Source organism: Frondihabitans sp. PAMC 28766, assembly GCF_001577365.1.
GTDB lineage: Bacteria > Actinomycetota > Actinomycetes > Actinomycetales > Microbacteriaceae > Frondihabitans.
Window position 1 is genome coordinate 700,305 of sequence record NZ_CP014513.1, and the last position, 19,129, is coordinate 719,433.

General features: G+C 68.3%; 20 protein-coding genes. 11 read left to right on the forward strand and 9 right to left on the reverse strand.

All coding sequences use genetic code 11. The features are described from left to right. The first annotated feature begins 4 nt into the window (after positions 1–4). The 3 genes from AX769_RS03430 to AX769_RS22840 are packed head-to-tail and all read left to right on the forward strand — an operon-like array spanning position 5 to position 1,086. A complete protein-coding gene (locus AX769_RS03430) occupies positions 5–469 on the forward strand; it encodes an Asp23/Gls24 family envelope stress response protein (protein ID WP_066275975.1) in 465 nt (154 codons plus the stop codon). Continuing rightward, the gene (locus AX769_RS03435) at positions 466–873 is read left to right on the forward strand and encodes a hypothetical protein (protein ID WP_066275978.1); all 408 of its coding nucleotides are present in this window, start codon (positions 466–468) and stop codon (positions 871–873) included. The genes AX769_RS03430 and AX769_RS03435 overlap by 4 nt, the downstream gene beginning before the upstream one ends. 51 nt (positions 874–924) lie before the next feature. Next, positions 925–1,086: a YqaE/Pmp3 family membrane protein gene (locus tag AX769_RS22840; RefSeq protein WP_082763456.1), complete on the forward strand. Its 162-nt coding sequence runs from the start codon at positions 925–927 to the stop codon at positions 1,084–1,086. Positions 1,087–1,120: 34 nt separating this feature from the next. Here AX769_RS22840 and AX769_RS03440 read toward each other — a convergent pair whose 3' ends face one another. Together AX769_RS03440 and AX769_RS03445 are read right to left on the reverse strand one after the other, a co-directional pair. Then, complete coding sequence (locus AX769_RS03440; protein WP_066275984.1) at positions 1,121–2,422, reverse strand: MFS transporter; 1,302 nt, start codon at positions 2,420–2,422, stop codon at positions 1,121–1,123. Continuing rightward, the gene (locus AX769_RS03445) at positions 2,419–3,414 is read right to left on the reverse strand and encodes a YafY family protein (protein ID WP_066275986.1); all 996 of its coding nucleotides are present in this window, start codon (positions 3,412–3,414) and stop codon (positions 2,419–2,421) included. The genes AX769_RS03440 and AX769_RS03445 overlap by 4 nt, the downstream gene beginning before the upstream one ends. Before the next feature lie 112 nt (positions 3,415–3,526). Here AX769_RS03445 and AX769_RS03450 point away from each other — a divergent pair, with 112 nt between their 5' ends. From AX769_RS03450 to AX769_RS03460, 3 genes are all read left to right on the forward strand, one after another. After that, complete coding sequence (locus AX769_RS03450) at positions 3,527–6,142, forward strand: excinuclease ABC subunit UvrA (RefSeq protein ID WP_066275988.1); 2,616 nt, start codon at positions 3,527–3,529, stop codon at positions 6,140–6,142. Beyond that, positions 6,118–6,921, forward strand: a complete 804-nt coding sequence (locus AX769_RS03455) for a phosphotransferase (protein WP_066275991.1) — start codon at positions 6,118–6,120, stop codon at positions 6,919–6,921. Before AX769_RS03450 ends, AX769_RS03455 begins: the two co-directional genes overlap by 25 nt. 62 nt (positions 6,922–6,983) lie before the next feature. Further along, positions 6,984–7,463: a hypothetical protein gene (locus tag AX769_RS03460; protein WP_157887421.1), complete on the forward strand. Its 480-nt coding sequence runs from the start codon at positions 6,984–6,986 to the stop codon at positions 7,461–7,463. Between the two features lie 32 nt (positions 7,464–7,495). On the opposite strand, the gene AX769_RS03465 is transcribed toward AX769_RS03460, so the two are convergent. Further along, positions 7,496–7,867, reverse strand: coding sequence for a hypothetical protein (locus tag AX769_RS03465; protein ID WP_066275995.1), 372 nt, complete (start codon positions 7,865–7,867; stop codon positions 7,496–7,498). A gap of 312 nt (positions 7,868–8,179) precedes the next feature. Next, complete coding sequence (locus AX769_RS03470) at positions 8,180–9,688, reverse strand: FAD-dependent monooxygenase (protein ID WP_066275998.1); 1,509 nt, start codon at positions 9,686–9,688, stop codon at positions 8,180–8,182. 83 nt (positions 9,689–9,771) lie between these two features. Between AX769_RS03470 and AX769_RS03475 the strand changes: the two genes are divergently transcribed. Continuing rightward, the gene (locus AX769_RS03475; protein ID WP_066276001.1) at positions 9,772–10,389 is read left to right on the forward strand and encodes a TetR/AcrR family transcriptional regulator; all 618 of its coding nucleotides are present in this window, start codon (positions 9,772–9,774) and stop codon (positions 10,387–10,389) included. A gap of 88 nt (positions 10,390–10,477) precedes the next feature. On the opposite strand, the gene AX769_RS03480 is transcribed toward AX769_RS03475, so the two are convergent. Further along, positions 10,478–10,945 carry a VOC family protein gene (locus tag AX769_RS03480; protein ID WP_066283141.1) on the reverse strand — a complete coding sequence of 156 codons (468 nt, stop codon included), beginning with the start codon at positions 10,943–10,945 and terminating at the stop codon, positions 10,478–10,480. 124 nt (positions 10,946–11,069) lie between these two features. On the opposite strand from AX769_RS03480, the gene AX769_RS03485 reads away from it, so the two are divergent. Next, positions 11,070–11,999 (forward strand): heavy metal-binding domain-containing protein, encoded by a 930-nt coding sequence (locus AX769_RS03485; RefSeq protein ID WP_204249310.1) that lies wholly within the window; start codon positions 11,070–11,072, stop codon positions 11,997–11,999. Here AX769_RS03485 and AX769_RS03490 read toward each other — a convergent pair. Beyond that, on the reverse strand, positions 11,996–12,952 hold the full coding sequence (locus tag AX769_RS03490; RefSeq protein WP_162269004.1) for a helix-turn-helix domain-containing protein: 957 nt from the start codon (positions 12,950–12,952) through the stop codon (positions 11,996–11,998). The two genes, AX769_RS03485 and AX769_RS03490, sit on opposite strands and share 4 nt — an antisense overlap. A 218-nt stretch (positions 12,953–13,170) precedes the next feature. On the opposite strand from AX769_RS03490, the gene AX769_RS24495 reads away from it, so the two are divergent. Together AX769_RS24495 and AX769_RS03500 are read left to right on the forward strand one after the other, a co-directional pair. Then, positions 13,171–13,386, forward strand: coding sequence for a hypothetical protein (locus AX769_RS24495; protein ID WP_066276006.1), 216 nt, complete (start codon positions 13,171–13,173; stop codon positions 13,384–13,386). Positions 13,387–13,441: 55 nt separating this feature from the next. Continuing rightward, complete coding sequence (locus tag AX769_RS03500; RefSeq protein ID WP_066276009.1) at positions 13,442–14,047, forward strand: TetR/AcrR family transcriptional regulator; 606 nt, start codon at positions 13,442–13,444, stop codon at positions 14,045–14,047. Between the two features lie 58 nt (positions 14,048–14,105). Here AX769_RS03500 and AX769_RS03505 read toward each other — a convergent pair whose 3' ends face one another. Beyond that, positions 14,106–14,942: an alpha/beta fold hydrolase gene (locus AX769_RS03505; RefSeq protein WP_066276010.1), complete on the reverse strand. Its 837-nt coding sequence runs from the start codon at positions 14,940–14,942 to the stop codon at positions 14,106–14,108. Between the two features lie 436 nt (positions 14,943–15,378). On the opposite strand from AX769_RS03505, the gene AX769_RS03510 reads away from it, so the two are divergent. Further along, entirely contained in the window at positions 15,379–15,921 is a 543-nt protein-coding gene (locus AX769_RS03510; protein WP_066276012.1) for a DUF6611 family protein, read from the forward strand. An 8-nt stretch (positions 15,922–15,929) separates the two neighbouring features. Here AX769_RS03510 and AX769_RS03515 read toward each other — a convergent pair whose 3' ends face one another. Together AX769_RS03515 and AX769_RS03520 are read right to left on the reverse strand one after the other, a co-directional pair. Next, positions 15,930–16,628: a response regulator gene (locus tag AX769_RS03515; protein ID WP_066276013.1), complete on the reverse strand. Its 699-nt coding sequence runs from the start codon at positions 16,626–16,628 to the stop codon at positions 15,930–15,932. A 1-nt stretch (position 16,629) separates the two neighbouring features. After that, the gene (locus AX769_RS03520) at positions 16,630–19,128 is read right to left on the reverse strand and encodes an ATP-binding protein (RefSeq protein WP_066276016.1); all 2,499 of its coding nucleotides are present in this window, start codon (positions 19,126–19,128) and stop codon (positions 16,630–16,632) included. Position 19,129: the final 1 nt, after the last annotated feature.

Below are 19,129 nucleotides of genomic sequence, written 5' to 3' on the forward strand. Positions count from 1 at the left end.
GCACATGACTGACGCCGTCACCGGAGACGCCACGCGCCCCCAGCCCGCACCCGTCGACCTCACGGGCATCGACCCGCACCACACCGAGAAGGAGACGCCGGAACACCTGATCAGCACGACCGTCGCCGAAACCGCGCTCGGCGTCACGGGCGTGCACCACCTCGGCGGCACTGTCGCTCGCACCCTCGACCGAGCACGCCGACAGGTTCTCGGTACGTCCAGTGCACCCGGGGTCACCGTCGCCACCGAAGACGGCGCGACCGTCATCGACCTCGATCTCGTCGCGGAGTACCCGTGCCCGATCGGCAATGTCGTCGAGAACCTCCGAACGCAGGTGTCACACGCCGCGCGTCAACTCGTCGACGGGCCGATCACGGTGAACATCACGGTCGCCGACGTCCACGGCCCGTTCGATCATGATCCGGCCGTGCAGGACGCCGTCGACCAGGCCGGCGAGAAGGCCCGATGAGGACCCACACCCGCGGTTACGGCAAGCGCCGAAAGCCCCGGGCCGCGTGGGTCGCGCTGATCACCGGCGTCGTGCTCTGTGCACTGATCGTGGTGGGCGTCCTGCTGCCCGTCCTCGGGCTGATCGGGGCAGCGCACGCGACGACGTTCGGCACTCTGCACGTGCCCGTGGGCGGGATCGCGGTCGCTCTCGTCATCAGCTATCTCGTCGGTCTGGGCTTCCTCGTGCTGACCTTCCTCGCCCGATTCGGGGCCCTCGCCTGGGTGACCGCCGTCGCGGCGGTCATCGCCACCCTCGCCGGCTCGGTGTGGCCGCTCTTCGCCACGGCGTTCTCGAGCGTGACCCAGGTCCAAGACGTCATCCCGTTCATCCAGGACCTCATCGGTCGCGTCACCGGCCACTGAACACTTCACCAGCCCCTGAACTTCACTGAACACCAAACAAAGGACATCGCAATGGGCAAGATCCTCCTCATCATCCTGTGCTTCTTCTTCCCCTTCGTCGCCGTGCTGATTCACGACGGCCCGAGCCTCAAGGTGCTCTGGGCGTTCCTGCTCCAGCTGCTCGGCCACGTTCCGGGCGTCATCTACGGCATCTACCGGGTCACGCGCAACTGACGCGTCGTCGTCGCCCGCGCGCCCGCTCGCGACGTCACGTCGCAGGCCGCTCCACGCGTGCGGGCAGCAGACGCCCGAGCACCACGGCTCCCGCGGCACAGGCGACCGCTCCTCCCGCGATCGCCACGATCCACACGCCAGGCATCGGGCCCGCGAGGATCAGCCCGGCGAGGGGCGGCCCGATCAGGCCACCGACGGGGAGGGTCGACCCCGCGAGCGCGTTGTACCGCCCGCGGAGAGCGTCGGGTGCGAGGTCGTTCGGGATGACGCCGTCGACCGGGCTGAGGAAGGTCTCGCCGAGGCCGAAGACTCCGAGCGAGACGACGAAGCCGACGCCACCGACCGGCCCGTGCAGGGCCGGCAGTGCGGCCAGGCCGCTCATGATCCAGGCGGCCGCCCAGATCAGGCAGGTCAGGATCAACAGTCGGCTGCGGCGAAGACGCCGGGTGACGCGTTCGACCGGCAGCTGCAGTGCGACGATCACGGCCGTGTTCGCCGCGAAGCCCAGCCCGACGATGCGGGTGCTCGCACCGCCGGCACCCGTGACGAACGCCGCCCACGGGCCGTTCATCTGCGCGTAGCCGAAGACACCCATCGCCAGCCCGAGCACGAGATACGCGGCGAAGGGCCGGTCCGTCAGCACCGCCCAGTAGCCGCGCCGGTCCGCCGCTCGCGACGCGGACTTCGGCAGCGGAAGAGACGCGGGCTTTCGATGCGTCACGGGGCGGAACCCCGGCGTGCGGCGCAGACCGATGGCGACCACCAGCGCGAAGACGAGGGTCGACCCCGCGTCGATCGAGTAGATCATCCGGAAGCTGCCCGGGTCGGCAACCGACACGATCAGGCCGGAGATCAGGGCGCCGAGGCCCAGGCTGCCGTTGTTCAGGCCGAAGCGCAGCGCGTACGCCCGCGACCGACCCGCGGGCGGGACCTGAAAGGCGATCAGGCCGTTCAAGCCCGGCCAGATCGACCCCTCGCCGATCCCCATCAGCGCGACGGCGGCGACCGCGCCCCCGAGCCCGACCCCCGAAGCGAGCAGCGCCGTGCCCGCGGCCTGCACGACCAGCCCGACGAATACGACGCGGCCGAGACCGAACCGGTCGCCCAGCGGGCCGGCCACTGCGGTCGCCACGATCTGAGCGGCGGCTGACAGGGCCACCACGACACCGGCCAGCGGCAGGCTCGCCCCGAGCACGTCGTGCAGGTAGATGAACAGGAAGGGCAGCGTCAGGCCCTCGCCGAGTGCCGAGACGAGCGTGCCGAGCAGCACCAGCCGGTACGCCCGACGACCAGCGGCGACCTCCTGCACCGACCAGTCGGCGCGACCCTCGCTCATGCGTCCTCTTCCGGGTCGATGACGGCTGCAGCCTGGTCGGTGACGGCGGCGGTGAACTGTCGACCGACGTCCGCAACGGCCGCACGAAGCTCGTCGCCGCCCTCGACGCGGAACGGGAAGGGCACCACCGACAGCCACTCCCGTGCGTACCCGACGGGGTCGTCCGTCGTGCCGACCAGCACGCATCCTGCCTCGTGCGGTTCGAGTCGCCCCATCGGCGGCCGGATCCACTTCTGCACCTCGTCGAGCGGAGCCGCGAACGTGACGCGGGTCGCGTAGCGCCACCCGACGCCGAGGTGCTCGCCGAGCGCGGCGACAGGATCGAGGTCGCGCGGCAGGTCGAACCGGCGCGTCGTCCGCGTCACCGACCGGATGCGGTCGACGCGGTACGTGCGCACCGCCGCGGCGTGGTGCGCGTAGCAGAGCAGGTACCAGCGCCCGGTGCGCGCGACGACGCTCCACGGGTCGACATCCACCGTCATCTCTCGGCCCGCTTCGCTGCGATAGTCGAGGACCACGCCTCGATTCGCCGCGATCGCCTCGATGAGCTCGTTCGCCACCATCGGGTCCGGCTCCTGATCCGCATAGCCGTCCGGAGTCGCCGCCGCGACCTCGCGCAGCAGAGCGGCCTGCCTGCCGACGGCATCGGGCAGTGCCCGTACGACCTTGTGCAGGGCCCCGCCGATGAGGTCGTCGTCCCGCCCGGCCGCCGGCCTGCCCCGCAGCACCTGCAAGACGAGCCCGAGCGCCTCCTCCTCGGTGAACCCGACCGGGGCCAGCGTGGTGCCGCGCCCCAGCCGATACCCGCCGGACGGCCCCCGGGCCCCCTCGATCGTGATCCCCGCCTCGCGAAGCGTCGCGACGTACCGTCGCGCTGCACGCTCCGTCACACCGAGCCGCTCCGCCAGATTCTCGGCCGAGATGCCCGGGTGCAGCCTCAGGATGTCGAGAGCCCTGATCGCTCGGGCAGTCGGGCTTGCTATCCCATCCATGGTGCAAGGCTAGGAGAAGATCCGGACGTTAGCCGTCCGCAATTCGCCCACCGTCGATCGTTGAGGACCGACTTCGTCCGGATCCCGGCTGGCGAGACCTCAGACTGGGTTCATGCCCCGCACGTCTCCGACCGTCTCCGACTCGCCGCACCGGCCCGGGCTCGGGCGCGTCGAGGTGCGCGGAGCGCGAGAGCACAACCTTCAGAGCGTCGACGTCGACATCCCGCGCGACGCCCTCGTGGCGTTCACAGGGGTGTCGGGCTCGGGCAAGAGCTCGCTCGCCTTCGGTACCCTCTACGCCGAGGCGCAGCGCCGATTCTTCGAGTCGGTGGCGCCTTACGCGCGACGCCTCATCGACCAGGTCGGCGCGCCCGACGTCGACAGGATCGACGGGCTCCCACCCGCCGTCGCCCTGCCGCAGCAGCGCACGGGCGGCACGGCCCGCTCGACTGTCGGCAGCGCCACCACCTTGGCCAACGTCGTGCGGATGTTCTTCTCGCGCGTCGGCACATACCCGCCCGGCGCCCCGATGCTGCTGGCCGAGGACTTCTCGACGAACACCGTCCAGGGCGCCTGCCCGACCTGCCACGGGCTCGGCCGCGTCTACGACGTGCCCGAAGAGCTCATGGTGCCTGACGACACCCTCTCGATCCGCGACAAGGCCATCGTCGCGTGGCCCACCGCCTGGCACGGCAAGCAGCTCCGCGACAGCCTGGTCTCGCTCGGCTACGACATCGACATCCCCTGGCGAGACCTGCCCCGCGATCAGCGTGACTGGGCGCTCTACACCGACGAGTCTCCCCAGGTGCCGATCTATCGCGACCTCTCGCCCGCACAGGTGCGGAAGGCCGTCGCTGCCAAGGCCCCGCACTCCTACATGGGCACCTTCCTCGGCGTGAAGCGGTACGTGCTCGACACCTTCGCCGGGTCGAAAAGCGCCAGGATGCGAGAGCGCGCGGCCGAATTCATGGTCAGCGTCGTGTGCCCCACCTGTGCAGGCCGACGGTTGAAGCCCGACGCCCTGGCCGTCACGGTGGAGGGCCACGACATCACCGAGGTGTCGGCGATGCCGCTGCACGACGTCGCCGGGCTGATGGAGAAAGTGCTACTGCCGGGGTGGGGCTCTGACCGCGCAACCGTCATCGCCCCCGAGACGCGTCTCGCCGCTCAGCGGCTCGCGGCCGACCTCCTCTCGCGGCTGGCACCCATCGTCGATCTCGGCCTCGGTTACCTCTCGCTCGACCGCACCACGCCGACCCTCTCGTCGGGCGAGCTGCAGCGGATGCGCCTGGCGACCCAGGTCTTGTCGCGACTGTTCGGCGTCGTCTTCGTGCTCGACGAGCCCTCGGCAGGGCTCCACCCCGCCGACACGGAGTCTCTGATCCGGATCCTGCGCACCCTCAAGGAGTCGGGCAACACGGTCTTCTTCGTCGAGCACTCGCTCGACGTCATCAGAGAGGCCGACTGGATCGTCGACATCGGGCCCGGTGCCGGATCGACCGGCGGCACAGTGGTCTACTCGGGCCCGCTCGAGGGGCTGCGCGAGGCGGAGGCGTCGGTCACGCGGCGGTATCTGTTCGGTGACCTCGCGGGGGCCAGCACTGCCCGTGCTCGGAGACCCGGCGACGGGCAGCTCGAGCTCGTCGGCGTGACCCGCAACAACCTCGACGACGTGTCGGTCGCCTTCCCGCTGGGGGCGTTCACCGCCGTGACCGGCGTCTCGGGGTCGGGCAAGTCGACCCTCGTCACCCACGCGATCCCCGACCTGCTGCGGGCGAGCCTCGCCAGCGAGGTCGACCCCGAGGCCGCCTCCGACGACGACGAGCCGACGACGTCGGGGCAGGATCCGCTCTTGTCGGCCGCACCCGACGTCACTGTCGGCCGCGCTTCGGGCCCCGAGGGCCGTCTCCGCCGCGTCGTGCAGGTGAGCCAGAAGCCCATCGGCCGAACGCCCCGGTCGAACGTCGCGACCTACACCGGCCTCTTCGATCGCATCCGGGCCCGCTTCGCCGCCACCCCCGAGGCGCGTCGACGTCACTACGGCGCCAGCCGCTTCTCGTTCAATCTGCCGGCCGGGCGCTGCCCCGTCTGCAAGGGCGAGGGCACGATGGAGGTCGAGCTGCTGTTCCTCCCCACCGTGCACGCGGTCTGCAGTGCCTGCCACGGCTCGCGCTACAACCCCGACACCCTCGAGATCCTGCTCGACGGCAGCACCATCGCCGACGTCTTAGCCCTGAGCGTCGACCGCGCGGCGGAGTTCTTCGCCTCCGACGAGGAGGTCGCCCGGCACCTCGACGCCCTGCTCGACGTCGGCCTCGGCTACGTCTCGCTCGGCCAGTCGGCGACCGAGCTCTCGGGCGGCGAGGCCCAGCGCGTCAAGCTGGCCACCGAGCTGCGTCGCGGCCAGCGCGGCGACACCCTCTACCTCCTCGACGAGCCCACCTCGGGCCTCCACCCGGCCGACTCCGACCGCCTGATCGGCCACCTGCAGGATCTCGTCGACAGCGGCAACACCGTCATCATCGTCGAGCACGACATGCGCGTCGTCGCCCAAGCCGACTGGGTGATCGACCTCGGGCCCGGCGCCGGTGCCGCCGGCGGGCGGGTGTTGGCGCAGGGGACGCCCGAAGAGGTCGCGGCGCATAAGTCGAGTGTGACGGCTCCGTTCTTGCGCGCCGCACTCGGTGGCGACGGCCGCGCAGAGTGGCGCACTCGACAGGCGAACTGACCTCGCCGACGCCGCCGTTCGTCCGCCGCGACCTCAATCAAGGGGCCTTCGACCTGCACCGCCGGGAGATCGCCGTCATGTCGGTGTTGCCTCCGACGGTCAGCGCGCCCGCGCTGCTCGGGTCGTACGACGAAGACGGGTGGGTGGCGCTCGTTCTCTCAGACATCGAAGGACGCCATCCTGGTCGTGCCGGTGATGGCTCCGACGCACACGCCGTCCTGGACGCATTCGCGACCTTCCCCCTCCTCGAGCCGACGCAGCGAGCAAGACTCCCCCGCGTCTCTGACGAGATCGCCGACGAGGCGCACGGGTGGCGTGAACTGACTGCGGGCGACGCGGCGTCGGCCTTGCCCGCGTGGGTCCGCGATCACCTGGGGCCCCTGCAGCGCGCGGCCGACTCGGCGCCGGCCGAGGTCGACGGCGAGTACCTCCAGCACCTCGACTCCCGCGCCGACAACGTCCTCGTCGACGCGGGGTCTCGAGCCTGGATCATCGACTGGCCGTGGGCCGGCGTCGGAGCGAGGTGGGTCGACGGTCTGATGTATCTGTTCGACTGCAGGGTGCGAGGCGAGACGGTCGATGCCGACGAGATCCTCGGCACTCACCCGCTCTTCGACGGCGTCGCCGACTCGAGCATCGACGCGGTGTTGTCCGCTGTCACCGGCGGATTCTTCGCCAAGGCCGGTCGCCCTGCTCCGCCCGACATGCCGACGTTGCGAGACTTCCAGCGCACGGAGGCGTTGGCCGGATCCGCCTGGTTGCAGGAGCGGTGGGGCTGACGCATCCCGGCGCCGCGGGCGTCGAATAGCATCGAGGCATGACTACGGGGGCGCCTTCTGGCTTGGATGATTCGGTTCGGCCCTTTCAGGTCACCCAGGCCGACCAGGACGACGTGGTTCGCACCTACGTCCGGTTCATGATGCTGCGGCAATGGGTGGTGTGGGTGTGGATGGGTGCCGGTGTTCTCGGCATCATCAACGGGCTTCTGACGAGTGAGTTGTCGTTTGTCATCGGCGGCATCGTGTTCCTGGTGCTCTTCCCGCTGACGATGTGGTCGAGGGTGCGACGCTCGGTCGCGAACCTCCGGCAGGGTTTCGTCCCCGGCGGAATGTTCTCGACGGCGTTCGGATACGCCGGGTTCACTCTGACAACGCCGAAGGGGCAGCAGCGGTACGACTACTCGGCCTTTCGCCGGGTTCGTATCGAGGGCCGGTGGGTGATGCTCCTGAACCGGATCGCGCCGGTGTGGACGTTCGTGCCGGCTGCGATCTTCCCGCCGGAGGCCGTCGCCCGAATTCAGGGGTCGACTTCCGGTCGTTGAAGGCTCGATCAGTCGTCGCGGCCGCTCTCGGCTTAGGCCGGCTCGCTGTTGCGCCTGTGCGCCGCCGCTTCGATGGTTGCCGCAGCGGCTTCCGGATCATCGACGTCGACCACGACGAAGCTCAATTCGCCGCCGTTCATTTCGACCACCAGTGCGGGCGCCCCATAGCGATAAAGCCACCACGAGCGCCCCGACGGCCCCTTCATGAGCCCGGCAATCCCACCCATCGCCGCCGTCCCCGGCCAACGCCGCCCCGCCGCCCGCCCCATCTCGGGCCGCGTCGAGCGGAACGCCTTCGCTACCGTCCACAACGGGATCCGCATCCGCCGGCGAAACCCCAGCACCTTCCACCGCCCGCGCGGAGTGATCACGAGGTAGTCCGCCTCGAGATCGATGCGAGCCATCGGCGGTGACGGCACGCGCTAGTCGCTCACTTCGGCTGGTCGAATGGTGAGCCCGATCTCTGTCCATACCGCCTCTGAACGTTCTCGGTTCAGCGCGGCTGCCAGCGCGCTGTCGAACCGGCGCCGAACGTCACCCAACGACCCTGTCGGAGGCACTCGACTGTTTCGTCAGTTCTTACCGCTACTTGTTCTGGGACGAGCACGGATCAATTCTGACATCTGTAGTTTCGAATTCACAACAATAAATGAGAACTGCGTCGCTGGCATCGGGCTGTGGGCCCCGCCCGAGATGCCGGTCGGTGTGGACGCGATTTATCCGCGAGATGGGCTCGACGGGGTGAGATCGAAGTCGCGCAAATAGGCCGTGACCGCGCCGAGGTCACCGGCGTCGGAGATGACGGCGATGTAGCCGTCGGGGCGGATGAGGACGAGCGTCGTCTGCGTCGGCGCGTAGGCCGCGGCCAGCGAGCCGTCCGAGTCCTGGGCGTCGATGAGGCGGACGCCCTCGATGGCAGGAAGGGGAGCGGCGCCGAAGTTCAGCAGCGACCACGACCCGCCCGCGGTGAGTTCGAACAGCCGGTGCGTGAGGCCGTCCCGAGTGGTGAGCCCGGTCGCGTCGGGTGCTCGGTCGCCGGCCCGAAGAGTCGAACTGTCGTTGCGGCCGTCGCGGTCGTCGCGGGCGAGCGCTGAGTCGCGGTAGCCGATGTCGAGCTGGATCGTGCTGATGTCGCGCCTCGTGGGCATGACGCGGTCGCGGATCATCGACGCCAGCCGTTCGTTCGACATCGCGAGCACGTGCTCTGCGACCGGGCGACGCTCCGCATCGTACGTCTCGAGGAGCGACTCGTCGGCGCCGCCCACGACGGCCGCGAGCTTCCACGCGAGGTTCGTCGCATCCTGAATGCCGGTGTTCATGCCCTGGCCGCCCGCCGGCGAGTGAATGTGCGCGGCGTCGCCCGCAAGGAAGACGCTGCCGACCCGGTAGCGGTCGGCGAGCCGGATGTTCGCGCGCCAGACCGAGGCCCACGGCGCGTCCACGAGATGGACGTCGCTGCGGCCCGACACCCGCTCGAGCACGGTCTGCAGGCTCGCGAGGCCGAGGTCCGGCTCGACGCCCGGGGCGAGGCCCGCCTGGAATTGGAAGAGGTCGGTGGAGGGGAGGGGACAGAGCGAGGCCATGTCGTCGTCAGATCTCCACATGTGCCACGAGTCACGGTCGAGGCCTTCGACAGCGACGTCCGCAACGAGCATCCGGACGTCGTCGCGAGTCTCGCCGACGAACGAGATGCCCGACTGCTTGCGGACGACGCTGTGCCCGCCGTCACTGCCGACGAGCCAGCGCGCCCGGATGCTCTCTTGCGCGCCGCCTCTCGTGACCGTGGCGACGACTTCCTGGCCCGATTCGACGAACGAGTCGAGCCAAGAGCCGAACCGGACACTGCCGCCGAGCTCCCCGAGCAGAGTGCGCAGAGACTCCTCGACGCGCCACTCCGGCGTGATGACACTCGCCGGGTACGGGACGTCGGGCCTGTTGAGAAGCGAGTCCGGCACCTCGCCGACGCGTCGCGACGACCCGTCCGGCGCGATCGCGTCCATCGGCATGACCTGCGCATGGGCGAGCACCTTCTTGACGATCCCGAGATCCTCGAAGATCTCGAGCGACCGGGGCTGCAGGCCCTTGCCTCGTGATCCTGCCTGCGGGCCCTCCGAGGCCTCGATGATCTCGAACGGCACGCCCCGGCGGGCGAGCTGGCAGGCCAGCGTCAACCCTGTGGGCCCGGCACCGACGATGAGCACGGTGGTGGTGGTCGTCTCGGTCACGTCTCGCTCCTCAAGAAAGTAATTGCTTTCCAAAGAAGATACGACGACTTGTCAAGAAAGGCAATACTTTCTAAACTCGCTTCATGACGAACGCCGCACCGAACCGACGCCGACGTGGCGCAGAGCTCGAAGACGCGATCCTCGAGGCGACGTGGGGCGAACTCGTCGAGGTCGGCTACGGGCGCCTCACGATGGGCACGATTGCCAGGCGCGCGCTGACCAGCGAACCGGTGCTGTACAGGCGATGGGAGAATAAGGATGCCCTCGTGATCGCCGCGATCGAACACCGTCGCGCAGCCAATCCGATCACGTTCGCTGACACCGGGTCGCTTCGAGGCGACCTCATGGCCGACCTCACGGCCTCCGCCGTCGCCCGCGCCGGCCTATACGCGATCACGATGGCCGCTGCCTACGCGGGGCTCTCCATCGCCGGGGCGACGACCCCGACGGAGGTCCGCGATCGGCTCATGGGCAACCAGCTGACGGGGCACGACCGGCCCGTCTACCAGCGTGCGGCCGCCCGAGGCGAGATCGACCTCGACCGGGTGCCCGAGGTCGTGCTCGAGATGCCCTTCGACCTCGTGCGGCTCGACCTCCTGATGAACCTCGTGCCGCCGAGCGCTGAGCGCATTCGGGCGATCGTGGACGACTGCTTCGGGCCCGCCATCGCAAGAGGCCGAACCGCCGCCACAGCGCACTGAGTATCGGCGCTTTCGAGGTTCGCCCGGGGGTCGGACGGTTGCGCCCGCAAGCGGCGAATGCTCAGCCGCGACGTCACGCCGGCGACGACTACGCGTCGACGAGATCCTGGATCACGATCTTCTTCTGACCCATCATCGCCTGGATCTTCGCAGGCGTCGTGAGCAGCTCGCCCATGTTCACGGGGATGATCTGCCAGCTCACCCCGAAGCGGTCGCGGCACCAGCCGCACCGCTCGGCCTCGGGGTCGTGCGAGAGCCTCACCCAGAACGAATCGATCTCGGCCTGGTCGGCGCAGGTCACCACGAACGAGACGGCATTCGTGAAGGGGAAGAGCGGGCCCCCGTCGAGGCAGACGAAGTCGACGCCGTCGAGGCTGAACTCGCCGTTGAGCACCTTGCCCGCCATGCCGGTGAAGTGCTCGTCGAGCGACTCGTCGGGGTACTCCTGAACGGAGGTGATCCGCGAGTTCGGGAAGACGTCGACGTAGTACTCCATGGCCTCACGAGCGTTGTCGTCGAACCACAGGCACGCCCGGGGGGCGGTGAGTCCGGGCATGAGAGGCTCCTTCGCAGTCATCCGATCCTTGCGCGAACGCTATCGCAGCGCAGGATGCAAACTCTAGGCTGGCGACGTCCGCACCGGTTCGGGCCCTTCCCGAGCCGCTTCGAAGGGGAGCACCGTGGCATTCTTCGGCAACCAGGGCCAGAATCAGGGCCAAAACCAGGGCCAGAACCAAGACCCGAACGCAGGCCAGAACTCGGGCCCGAACGCCGCACCCGCGGGCGGCAACGCAGCCGCCTCGTGGCTGCCCGAGGCGTCGAGCCCCCGCCTCGCGAACACCCTGGGTGCGAATGCGCAGGGCACCTTCTCGTCCGACCTCAGCGTCTCGGAGTTCGCGCTCTTGCAAGAGGCAGGATTCGAGCCGCTCGGCTTCGTCCTCGGATCCTCGATCTATCACATCGGCATCCAGGTGGCGCGGTGGGGCCAGAACCAAGAGCTCACCGTGCTGACGCAGGCGATGTACTCCGCTCGCGAGCTCGCGATGGATCGCATGCAGGCCGAAGCGGATCGCTTGGGCGCCGACGGTGTGGTCGGAGTGACCCTTCGCATGCAGAGCTACGTGTGGGGCCAGGAGGTGCTCGAATTCGTGGCGACCGGCACCGCCATCCGTGCGCTCGAGGGCCAGGGCGTACACAAGGCCCCGAACGGGAAGGCCTTCTCGACCGATCTCTCGGTGCAGGATTTCTACCGCCTGCTGCAGACCGGCAACGTGCCCGTGGCCTTCGTCATGGGCACCTGCGTTTATCACATCGCCCACCAGGGCGTCCTGCAGTCGCTCCGCCAGATGGGCGTCAACCAAGAGATGCCGCAGTTCACCCAGGGCGTCTACGAGGCGCGCGAGCTGGCGCTCAATCGGATGCAGGCCGAGGTCGTCGGCGCCGGCGGTTCGGGTGTGCTCGGCGTGCGCCTGCAGGTGCTGAACCACGTCTGGGGTGAGCACGCCACCGAGTTCCTGAGCCTCGGCACCGCCGTGCGCCCACTCGCCGGCGGCCGCCACGCGTCCGCGACCTTCAACCAGCCGACCTTCACGCTGGGCCTCGACAGCTAGCGCACACGCGCCTTCGTCTGATGCGGCTGCTCGCCGAAACGCTCCTGGTACGCGCGGGCAAAGCGGCCCAGGTGCGTGAAGCCCCAGGAACCGGCGACCTGCGCCACGGTCAGGGCTGCTCCTTGGGCGAGTTGCTCATGCACACGGTCGAGGCGAACCTGGCGTAGATATGCGTTCGGAGTCACATCCAGGTGACGCCGGAACCCCTCCTGCAGTGCTCGAAGGCTCAGGTCCGCCGTCGCGGCGATGGCGGTGGTGGTGATCGGCAGGTGCGCGTTGGCGTGAATGAATTCCACGGCGACCCGCAGCCGGGCGTGTGAGGGCACGAGCAGCGCCGGCGGGAGGCAGGTGAGCTCTGGACGGAACATGCCCAGCAGGGAGACCGCGGCCAGTCTCGCCATCTCCCCGCGGAGGATAGCGCTCGCGTCAGCGTCGACGATCGTGCGGGACACCAGCGAAAGCGCATTCCTCCACGCTCGCACCGAGCTCTCGGTCGGCGCCGCCGTCTCGAGGTGAAGGGTTCCTGGGGCGGTGCCGTAGTGCTCGGCCGCAACACGCTCGAGCAGCGGTTTATGGAAGTGGACGAGCTTCTGCTCGACGTCGGCCATGTCGAAAGACACGGGCCGGTCGGTGGGAAACAGGAACGGCAGGCCCGGCGTGAGTGATTTTTTCTCCCCGGCCGTGTCGAAGAAGCCGTACCCCTCGGTGACCCACGACACGACGTAGTCGTCCTCGGGTGCCATCTCGCCACAGATGCGGCCCAAGAACCGAGTGTTGCGCAGCGTCATGTCCCCGTCGCCGACAGCGGTGTGGCGGTACGAGAAGTCCCGGTCGGTGACATGACCCGACCACTCTCCGCCCCCGTTGTACGCGACACGGAAGAGGTCGAGCGCCTGCTCGAGGTCGGTCCCCTCCGCTTCGATCCGCACGCGGGGGTTGGCGGCTTCGGTCACGCACGAATTGTGACACGTCGCGTGCAGCCGATCCGCCCTGATAGCCGAAAAACGCGAGGGGCGGGAAAGGACGCCTTGCGCTGTCGAGATAGCCGCTAAACGCGGCATCGAGCCGGGGTCGAAGAAAACGGTCTTCGGCGGATCGGCGGCTTCTACTGTCGCATTGACCGACGACGACATTTCGGACGAAGAAGATCTCGCCTCAGAAGGACCGGACGATGACCACTGTGAGCATGTACGTGTCGAACCGCGACGTGCCTCGCGCTCGAATCGGGGTCTACCCCAAACGCCGGAGCATGAGCGACACTCGTCTCGTCTGGAAGACGCCGGGCGTCGCGCACTCCCCCGCATTCCACCCCGAGGTTCGCTATGCGGACTTCTTTGCAGGCGCTGCCACAGCGCTTCAGAACAGCCCGATGGTCCGCGCATCCTAGAGCGCCGAATTCTCGGCCTGACCGTACAGTGGATTCACCGACCGCGAATTGAGCCATGACCGCCACCATCTCCCTCATGTCCGTCGTCTCAGCAGATGGTCAGCGCGCCGTCCTGCGCGCCGCCGACACTCTGTTCACCGAGCACAGCATCGCCTTCATGACCCTCGAGGGCGTTGCGAGCCGCGCCGGGGTGGAGATCGAGGATGTGACGGGGGTCTACGCGACGAAGCGCGACCTGCTGATCGCAGTGCTTGCCTACAAGCATGAGGGGTGGGTGCATCGCCTGCAACACAACGGCGCCCGCACTGACGACCCACGCGATGAGATTCTCGAGGTGTTCTCCTACTTGGAGGAGTGCTTCGCCGACACCACCTGGAGGGGTTGCTGCTTCGTCAACGCCTACGCCGAGATCGGCCGAGAAGACGAGGGTATCGCCACGCTCGCCCTCGAGCATTTCACCGAGGTCGAACGGCACATGTCGGCCCTCTGCGTGCGCGCGGAGTTGCCCCAGTACGTCTCCGACGCCCTCACGATCCTGATTCAGGGCGCACGGGCCGAGGCGGGCATCCATCACAATGCGGGCCCTGCACGATCCGCTCGTCTCGCGGCCGCCATGTTGATGTCGGTCTACAAGGACGACCCGAGCATCGAAGCGTTCTAGCCCGGATGCGAACGCCCGAAGTCGATTCCGACCTCGGGCGCCCGGTACCTCCTCCGCCCTACTTGCCGAGGAACTCCAGGACCACGCGGTTCCACTCGTCGACGTCGCTCACCGTGACACCGTGCGGGGCGCCCTTGAGGACGTAGAGCTCGGAGCCCGCGATCGCCGCGTGCGTGCGTGCACCGGAACCCTCCAGCGGCACCACGCCGTCGCCGTCGCCGTGGATGACCAGCGTGGGCACCGTGACCTTGGTGAGGTCGTCGCGGAAGTCGGTGTTCGCGAACGATGCCATCGCCTCGAGTGCCGCCGCCTTCGACGCCTGCTTCGTGAGGGCGATCGCTTCCTGGCGGTCCGCCTCGGTGACTTTGAGCTCACCGTCGACCGAAAAGAATTGCGTGACGAAGTCGTCGTAGAAGGCGTCTTCGTCCTTCGTCAGACCGGCAGTCATCTCCGCCGCCTGCGACTTCGGAAGGGGGCCGTCGGGGTTGTCACCGCTCTGAAGCAGGTAGGGCGGAACGGCGGACGCGAACACGACGCTGTGCAGGCGCTCGGCGCCGTACTTCGAGAACCAGCGGGCGACCTCGCCACCACCCATCGAGAACCCGACCAGGGTGACGTCGTTCAAGTCGAGCTCGGTGACGATGGCGTGGAGATCCTCGGTCAAGTGGTCGTAGTCGTATCCGGTCTTCGGCTTGTCGCTGCGGCCGAAACCGCGGCGGTCGTAGGTGATGACGCGGTAGCCGGCGTCGACGAGAGCGGGCACCTGGTGCTTCCACGACTCTCCCGACAGCGGCCAGCCGTGAATGAGAACGATCGGGCGACCGGATCCGCCGGTGTCGTCGACGTGCAGGTTCGTGTTTTTGAACAGACCGTGGTGAGCAGTGACCTCGGGCATGATGCTCCTTTCGCGTGCTGCGTCCGCAGCGCTCCCCAAGTCCTACTCGTCGCCGTCCGTGTGACAGCACAGAGGGCGCCGGCGCTGTCCCCTCGGCGCAGTTCGTCCCCCGAGCGACGGAATGCGCCGGGCCGCTGACCTGCGATTCATCCGCGGCTCGGAGCGCCTGCCTCGTTTCGGTGGCGCGCGGCCCGTCGACGTGCCGCCCGCAGTCTCGTCGCCGCGCCGGGGGGCACGTTCTGTATGGATGTCGTGAGGATCGGGGCTATCGGCGTAGCGAGACCGCTAGGCGTATGGATGTCGTTAGATTCCGCGGCCGCGGCGTAAGAAGTCCATTAGGGCCCTCGAAACGCGGCTCCGCGAGTTCTACGGTCTGAGGGTGGCCATCGCACCATTTCACGACCAGGGGCCCAGTGCCCCGGTTCACCCATCCCTCATGAGCCGAGTCGTTCGGCGCGTGTCCGACGGCGAGCATCTCTGGGGCACCGTCGATGTGAGCCCGGCGAACCGCACCGTGTGGAGCCGCACCCACGTCACCGTGTATGCCCCCGGTACGAACTCGGCAGAGCGTCGACGGCTGCGTCTGCTGCACGCGTGGCCCCTCCTCGGAGCACTACTCGGTCTGCTGCTGATGTCCTTTCTGCGCGGCGTTCCCGCCTGGGGCGGCTTCGGCGCCGGTGTCGTGTTCTACGCCGCGGGCTTCTGGCCCCTTCTCCAGTCCACACAGAGGCTTCGACGAACCAGTCGCCACATCCGTGTCTCGATGGTGGATCTCGGCGACCATTACGAGCGCATCGGAGACCTCCATCTCTTGCGCGCGTGTCTGACGATCCTGACCGACATGGATGAGGCCCGTCGTCGTGGCGCGATCAGCCCTGTCGAGTTCGAAGCAGGTTGGTCGAGGGTCTACGACGACATCCCGACTTCGGTGGACACGAGTCGGTCGACCGACCGCCGCGAGGATCACCCGGCGAGGTGAAGCCTGGCCTACTCCACGGTTCCCGCGGGGACGAACCGGTACCCCATGCCGAGTACGGTCACCAGATACCGGGGTGACGCCGGGACGGGCTCGAGCTTCTTCCGCAGCTGCGCCATATAGAGCCGCAGGTAGCCGTTGTCTTTCGAGTGGTTGGGGCCCCAGATCTGAGTCAGGATGGTTTCTCTGGTGATCAGTTTCCCGGGGCTCTGGGTCAGCAGTTCCAGAAGTCGCCACTCCGTCGGCGTCAACCGGATCCGACCCGTGGAGCCTTCGGACGTCCGGACGACGGTCTTGGCCGAGAAGTCGACTCGGACATCGCCGAAGTTCACATGAGGCTCGTCTTCGACGGAGGCGATCCGTCGGGTCAGGGCGCGGATGCGCGCCCGCAGTTCATCCATCGCGAAGGGCTTCGTCACGTAGTCGTCGGCGCCGGCATCAAGGGCTTCGACCTTGTCGGCGGCGCCGGTGCGCCCGGAGACGACGAGGATCGGCACTTGGGACCAGCCGCGGATGCCCTCGATGACCTGGATGCCATCCAGGTGCGGCATTCCGAGGTCGAGCATGACGACGTCGGGATGCTGACGCGTGGTCTGGTCCAGCGCTTCGATGCCGGTGGTGGCGGTGATGACGTCGTAGCCGGCGGCTCCGAGGGTGATCCTGAGCGCACGGATGATCTGTGGGTCGTCGTCTGCGATGAGGATCTTCATGTCATGCCTTCGAGGAAGAGGAGTCGGCTGTCGCCAGCGGGAGGGACACGACCATCGTCAGGCCGCCGCCAGGCGTGTCGTCGGCATCGAGGGTGCCGCCCATCCCTTCGGTGAAGCCCTTGGAGAGAGCCAGGCCCAGGCCGAGGCCCGTGGTGTTGTCGGTGTCGCCGAGCCGTTGGAAGGGCACGAAGATGTCTCCCCGACGCTCGTCAGTGACGCCGGGCCCGCGGTCGGCGATGCGGATCTGGAGGCTGCCGGCGAAACTGCTGGCCGAGATGTGGATCCTGGATCCTGCCGGGCTGTAACGCAAGCCGTTGTCGAGAAGGTTCACGACGACGCGTTGGAGGAGAACGGAATCCGCGAGAACGGGCGGGAGATTCTCTTCGATTCCGAGGTCGACGTGGTCGGGCCCGAGGCCGAGCTCGTCGAGGGCGCCCATGATGACGTCGTCGACGTCGACGGCGGTGAGCGACACCGCGAGTGCTCCCGCTTGAACGCGGCTGACATCGAGAAGGTTCGTCACGAGGGTTGCAAGAGACTCCAGGCTTTCGGACGCTGTCGCCAGCAGCTCCCTGCGGTCGGATGCGCTCAACGTGAGGTCAGAAGTCTGCAAGCCGCCGATGGCGGCGGTCGCGGACGCGAGGGGTCTGCGGAGATCGTGCCCGACGGCGGCGAGGAGGGCGGTGCGCATCTGGTCGACCTGCGCCAGCGGTTTGACCTCTTCGGCCGTCTTGCTCAGGGCATTCCGCTCCAGGGCGGTGTCGACCTGAGCGGCGATGACGGTCAGCAGGCGCCGTTCGCTGGCTTCGAGGTCGGGGCCCCGGAGTTCGAGGGTGCCGTGCTCTCCGGTCTCGATCCGAGTCACGTGATCGTCGGCTTTCGGCTCGCCGGTGCAGTACAGGGTGTCCTGGCCGGAGATGATCTGGACGCTGCTGAGACCGAACACCTCCCGGGTTCGGGTGATGAGCGCCTGGAGAGCGTCCTGGCCGCGAAGGACGCTCCCGGCGATCGTGGCGAGCAACTCCGACTCAGCGAGGGCTCGAGCCGCCGAGCGCGATCTGCGGGCCGCTTGATCCACGACGTAGCTGACGAGCAGCGCGTTGACGACGTACAGCACGAGTGCAAGCAGATGCAGAGGTCGTGCGATCGTGATGCTGTCGATGGGGGTGACGAAGAAGAAGTCCAAGGTGAAACCCGACAGCACGGCGGCGAACAGTGCGGGCCAGATGCCTCCGACGAGAGCGACGATGACGACGAGCAGCTGGAAGGCGAGGACGTCGCTGGTGAGGGTGTCGGGGCTTCGGAAGGTCACGAGCAGAAGGGTGACGAGCGGGCCGAGGGCGAGAGCGAGGGCCCCGCCGACGATGCGACGTTTCAGCGTGAGGGCCCCGCCGACTCGGGGCAGGGTGAAGTGACCGCCGGCGTTCGAGTGCGTGACGATGTGGACGTCGATGACCCCGGATTCGCGGATCACCGTGGCGCCGATGCCGGGGCCGGTGAGCGCGGCGGCGATCCGGGAGCGCCTGCTGACGCCGATGACCAGTTGGGTGGCGTTCATGGCCTTGGCGAAGTCGACCAGAGCGTGGGGGATGTCGTCGCCGATGACCTGGTGGTAGGTGCCGCCGAGCTTGTCCGTCAAGGCGCGCTGCGCGGTGAGGGCACCGGGGTGAGCGTCCGCGAGGCCGTCTTGGCGGCTGACGTGCACGACGAGGAGTTCCCCGCCCGACGACCGGGCGGCGATTCGGGCTCCGCGACGGATGAGGGTCTCCCCTTCGGGGCCGCCCGTGAGGGCCACGACTACGCGCTCGCGGGCCTCCCATTTGCTGTCGATGCCGTGCTCGGTCCGGTACGCCTTGAGGGCGGAGTCGACTTCGTCGGCCAGCCAGAGCAGAGCCAGTTCGCGCAGCGCGGTGAGGTTGCCGAGCCGGAAGTAGTTCGACAGGGCGGCGTCGATCCGGGCTGCCGGGTAGACGTTCCCTTCGGCCAGCCGATCGCGCAGTGCCTGGGGGGCGAGGTCGATGACTTCGATCTGGTCGGCGCCCCGGAGGACCTGGTCAGGGATCGTCTCTCGTTGCGGGGCCCCCGTGATCTGCTCGACGACATCGCTGAGCGATTCGATGTGCTGCACGTTGACGGTCGAGATCACGTTGATGCCGGCGTCGAGGAGAGTCTCGACATCCTGCCAGCGCTTCTCATTGGCGCTGCCGGGGGCGTTGGTGTGGGCGAGCTCGTCGACGAGGGCGATGTCGGGGTGCCTGTCGAGGACAGCGGCGAGGTCCATCTCGGTGAGCCGGACGCCGCGATGATCCGAGATGGTCCGCGGGATGACCGGGAGACCCCCGAGCACCGCCGCGGTGGCGGCACGACCATGGGTCTCGACCACGGCCACCTCGACGTGCTTGCCCTCGTCGCGGAGCCTCGCTCCTTCTTCGAGCATGGCGTAGGTCTTGCCGACGCCCGGGGCGGCGCCGAGCAGCACTCGGAGCCGCCCTCTCTTCATC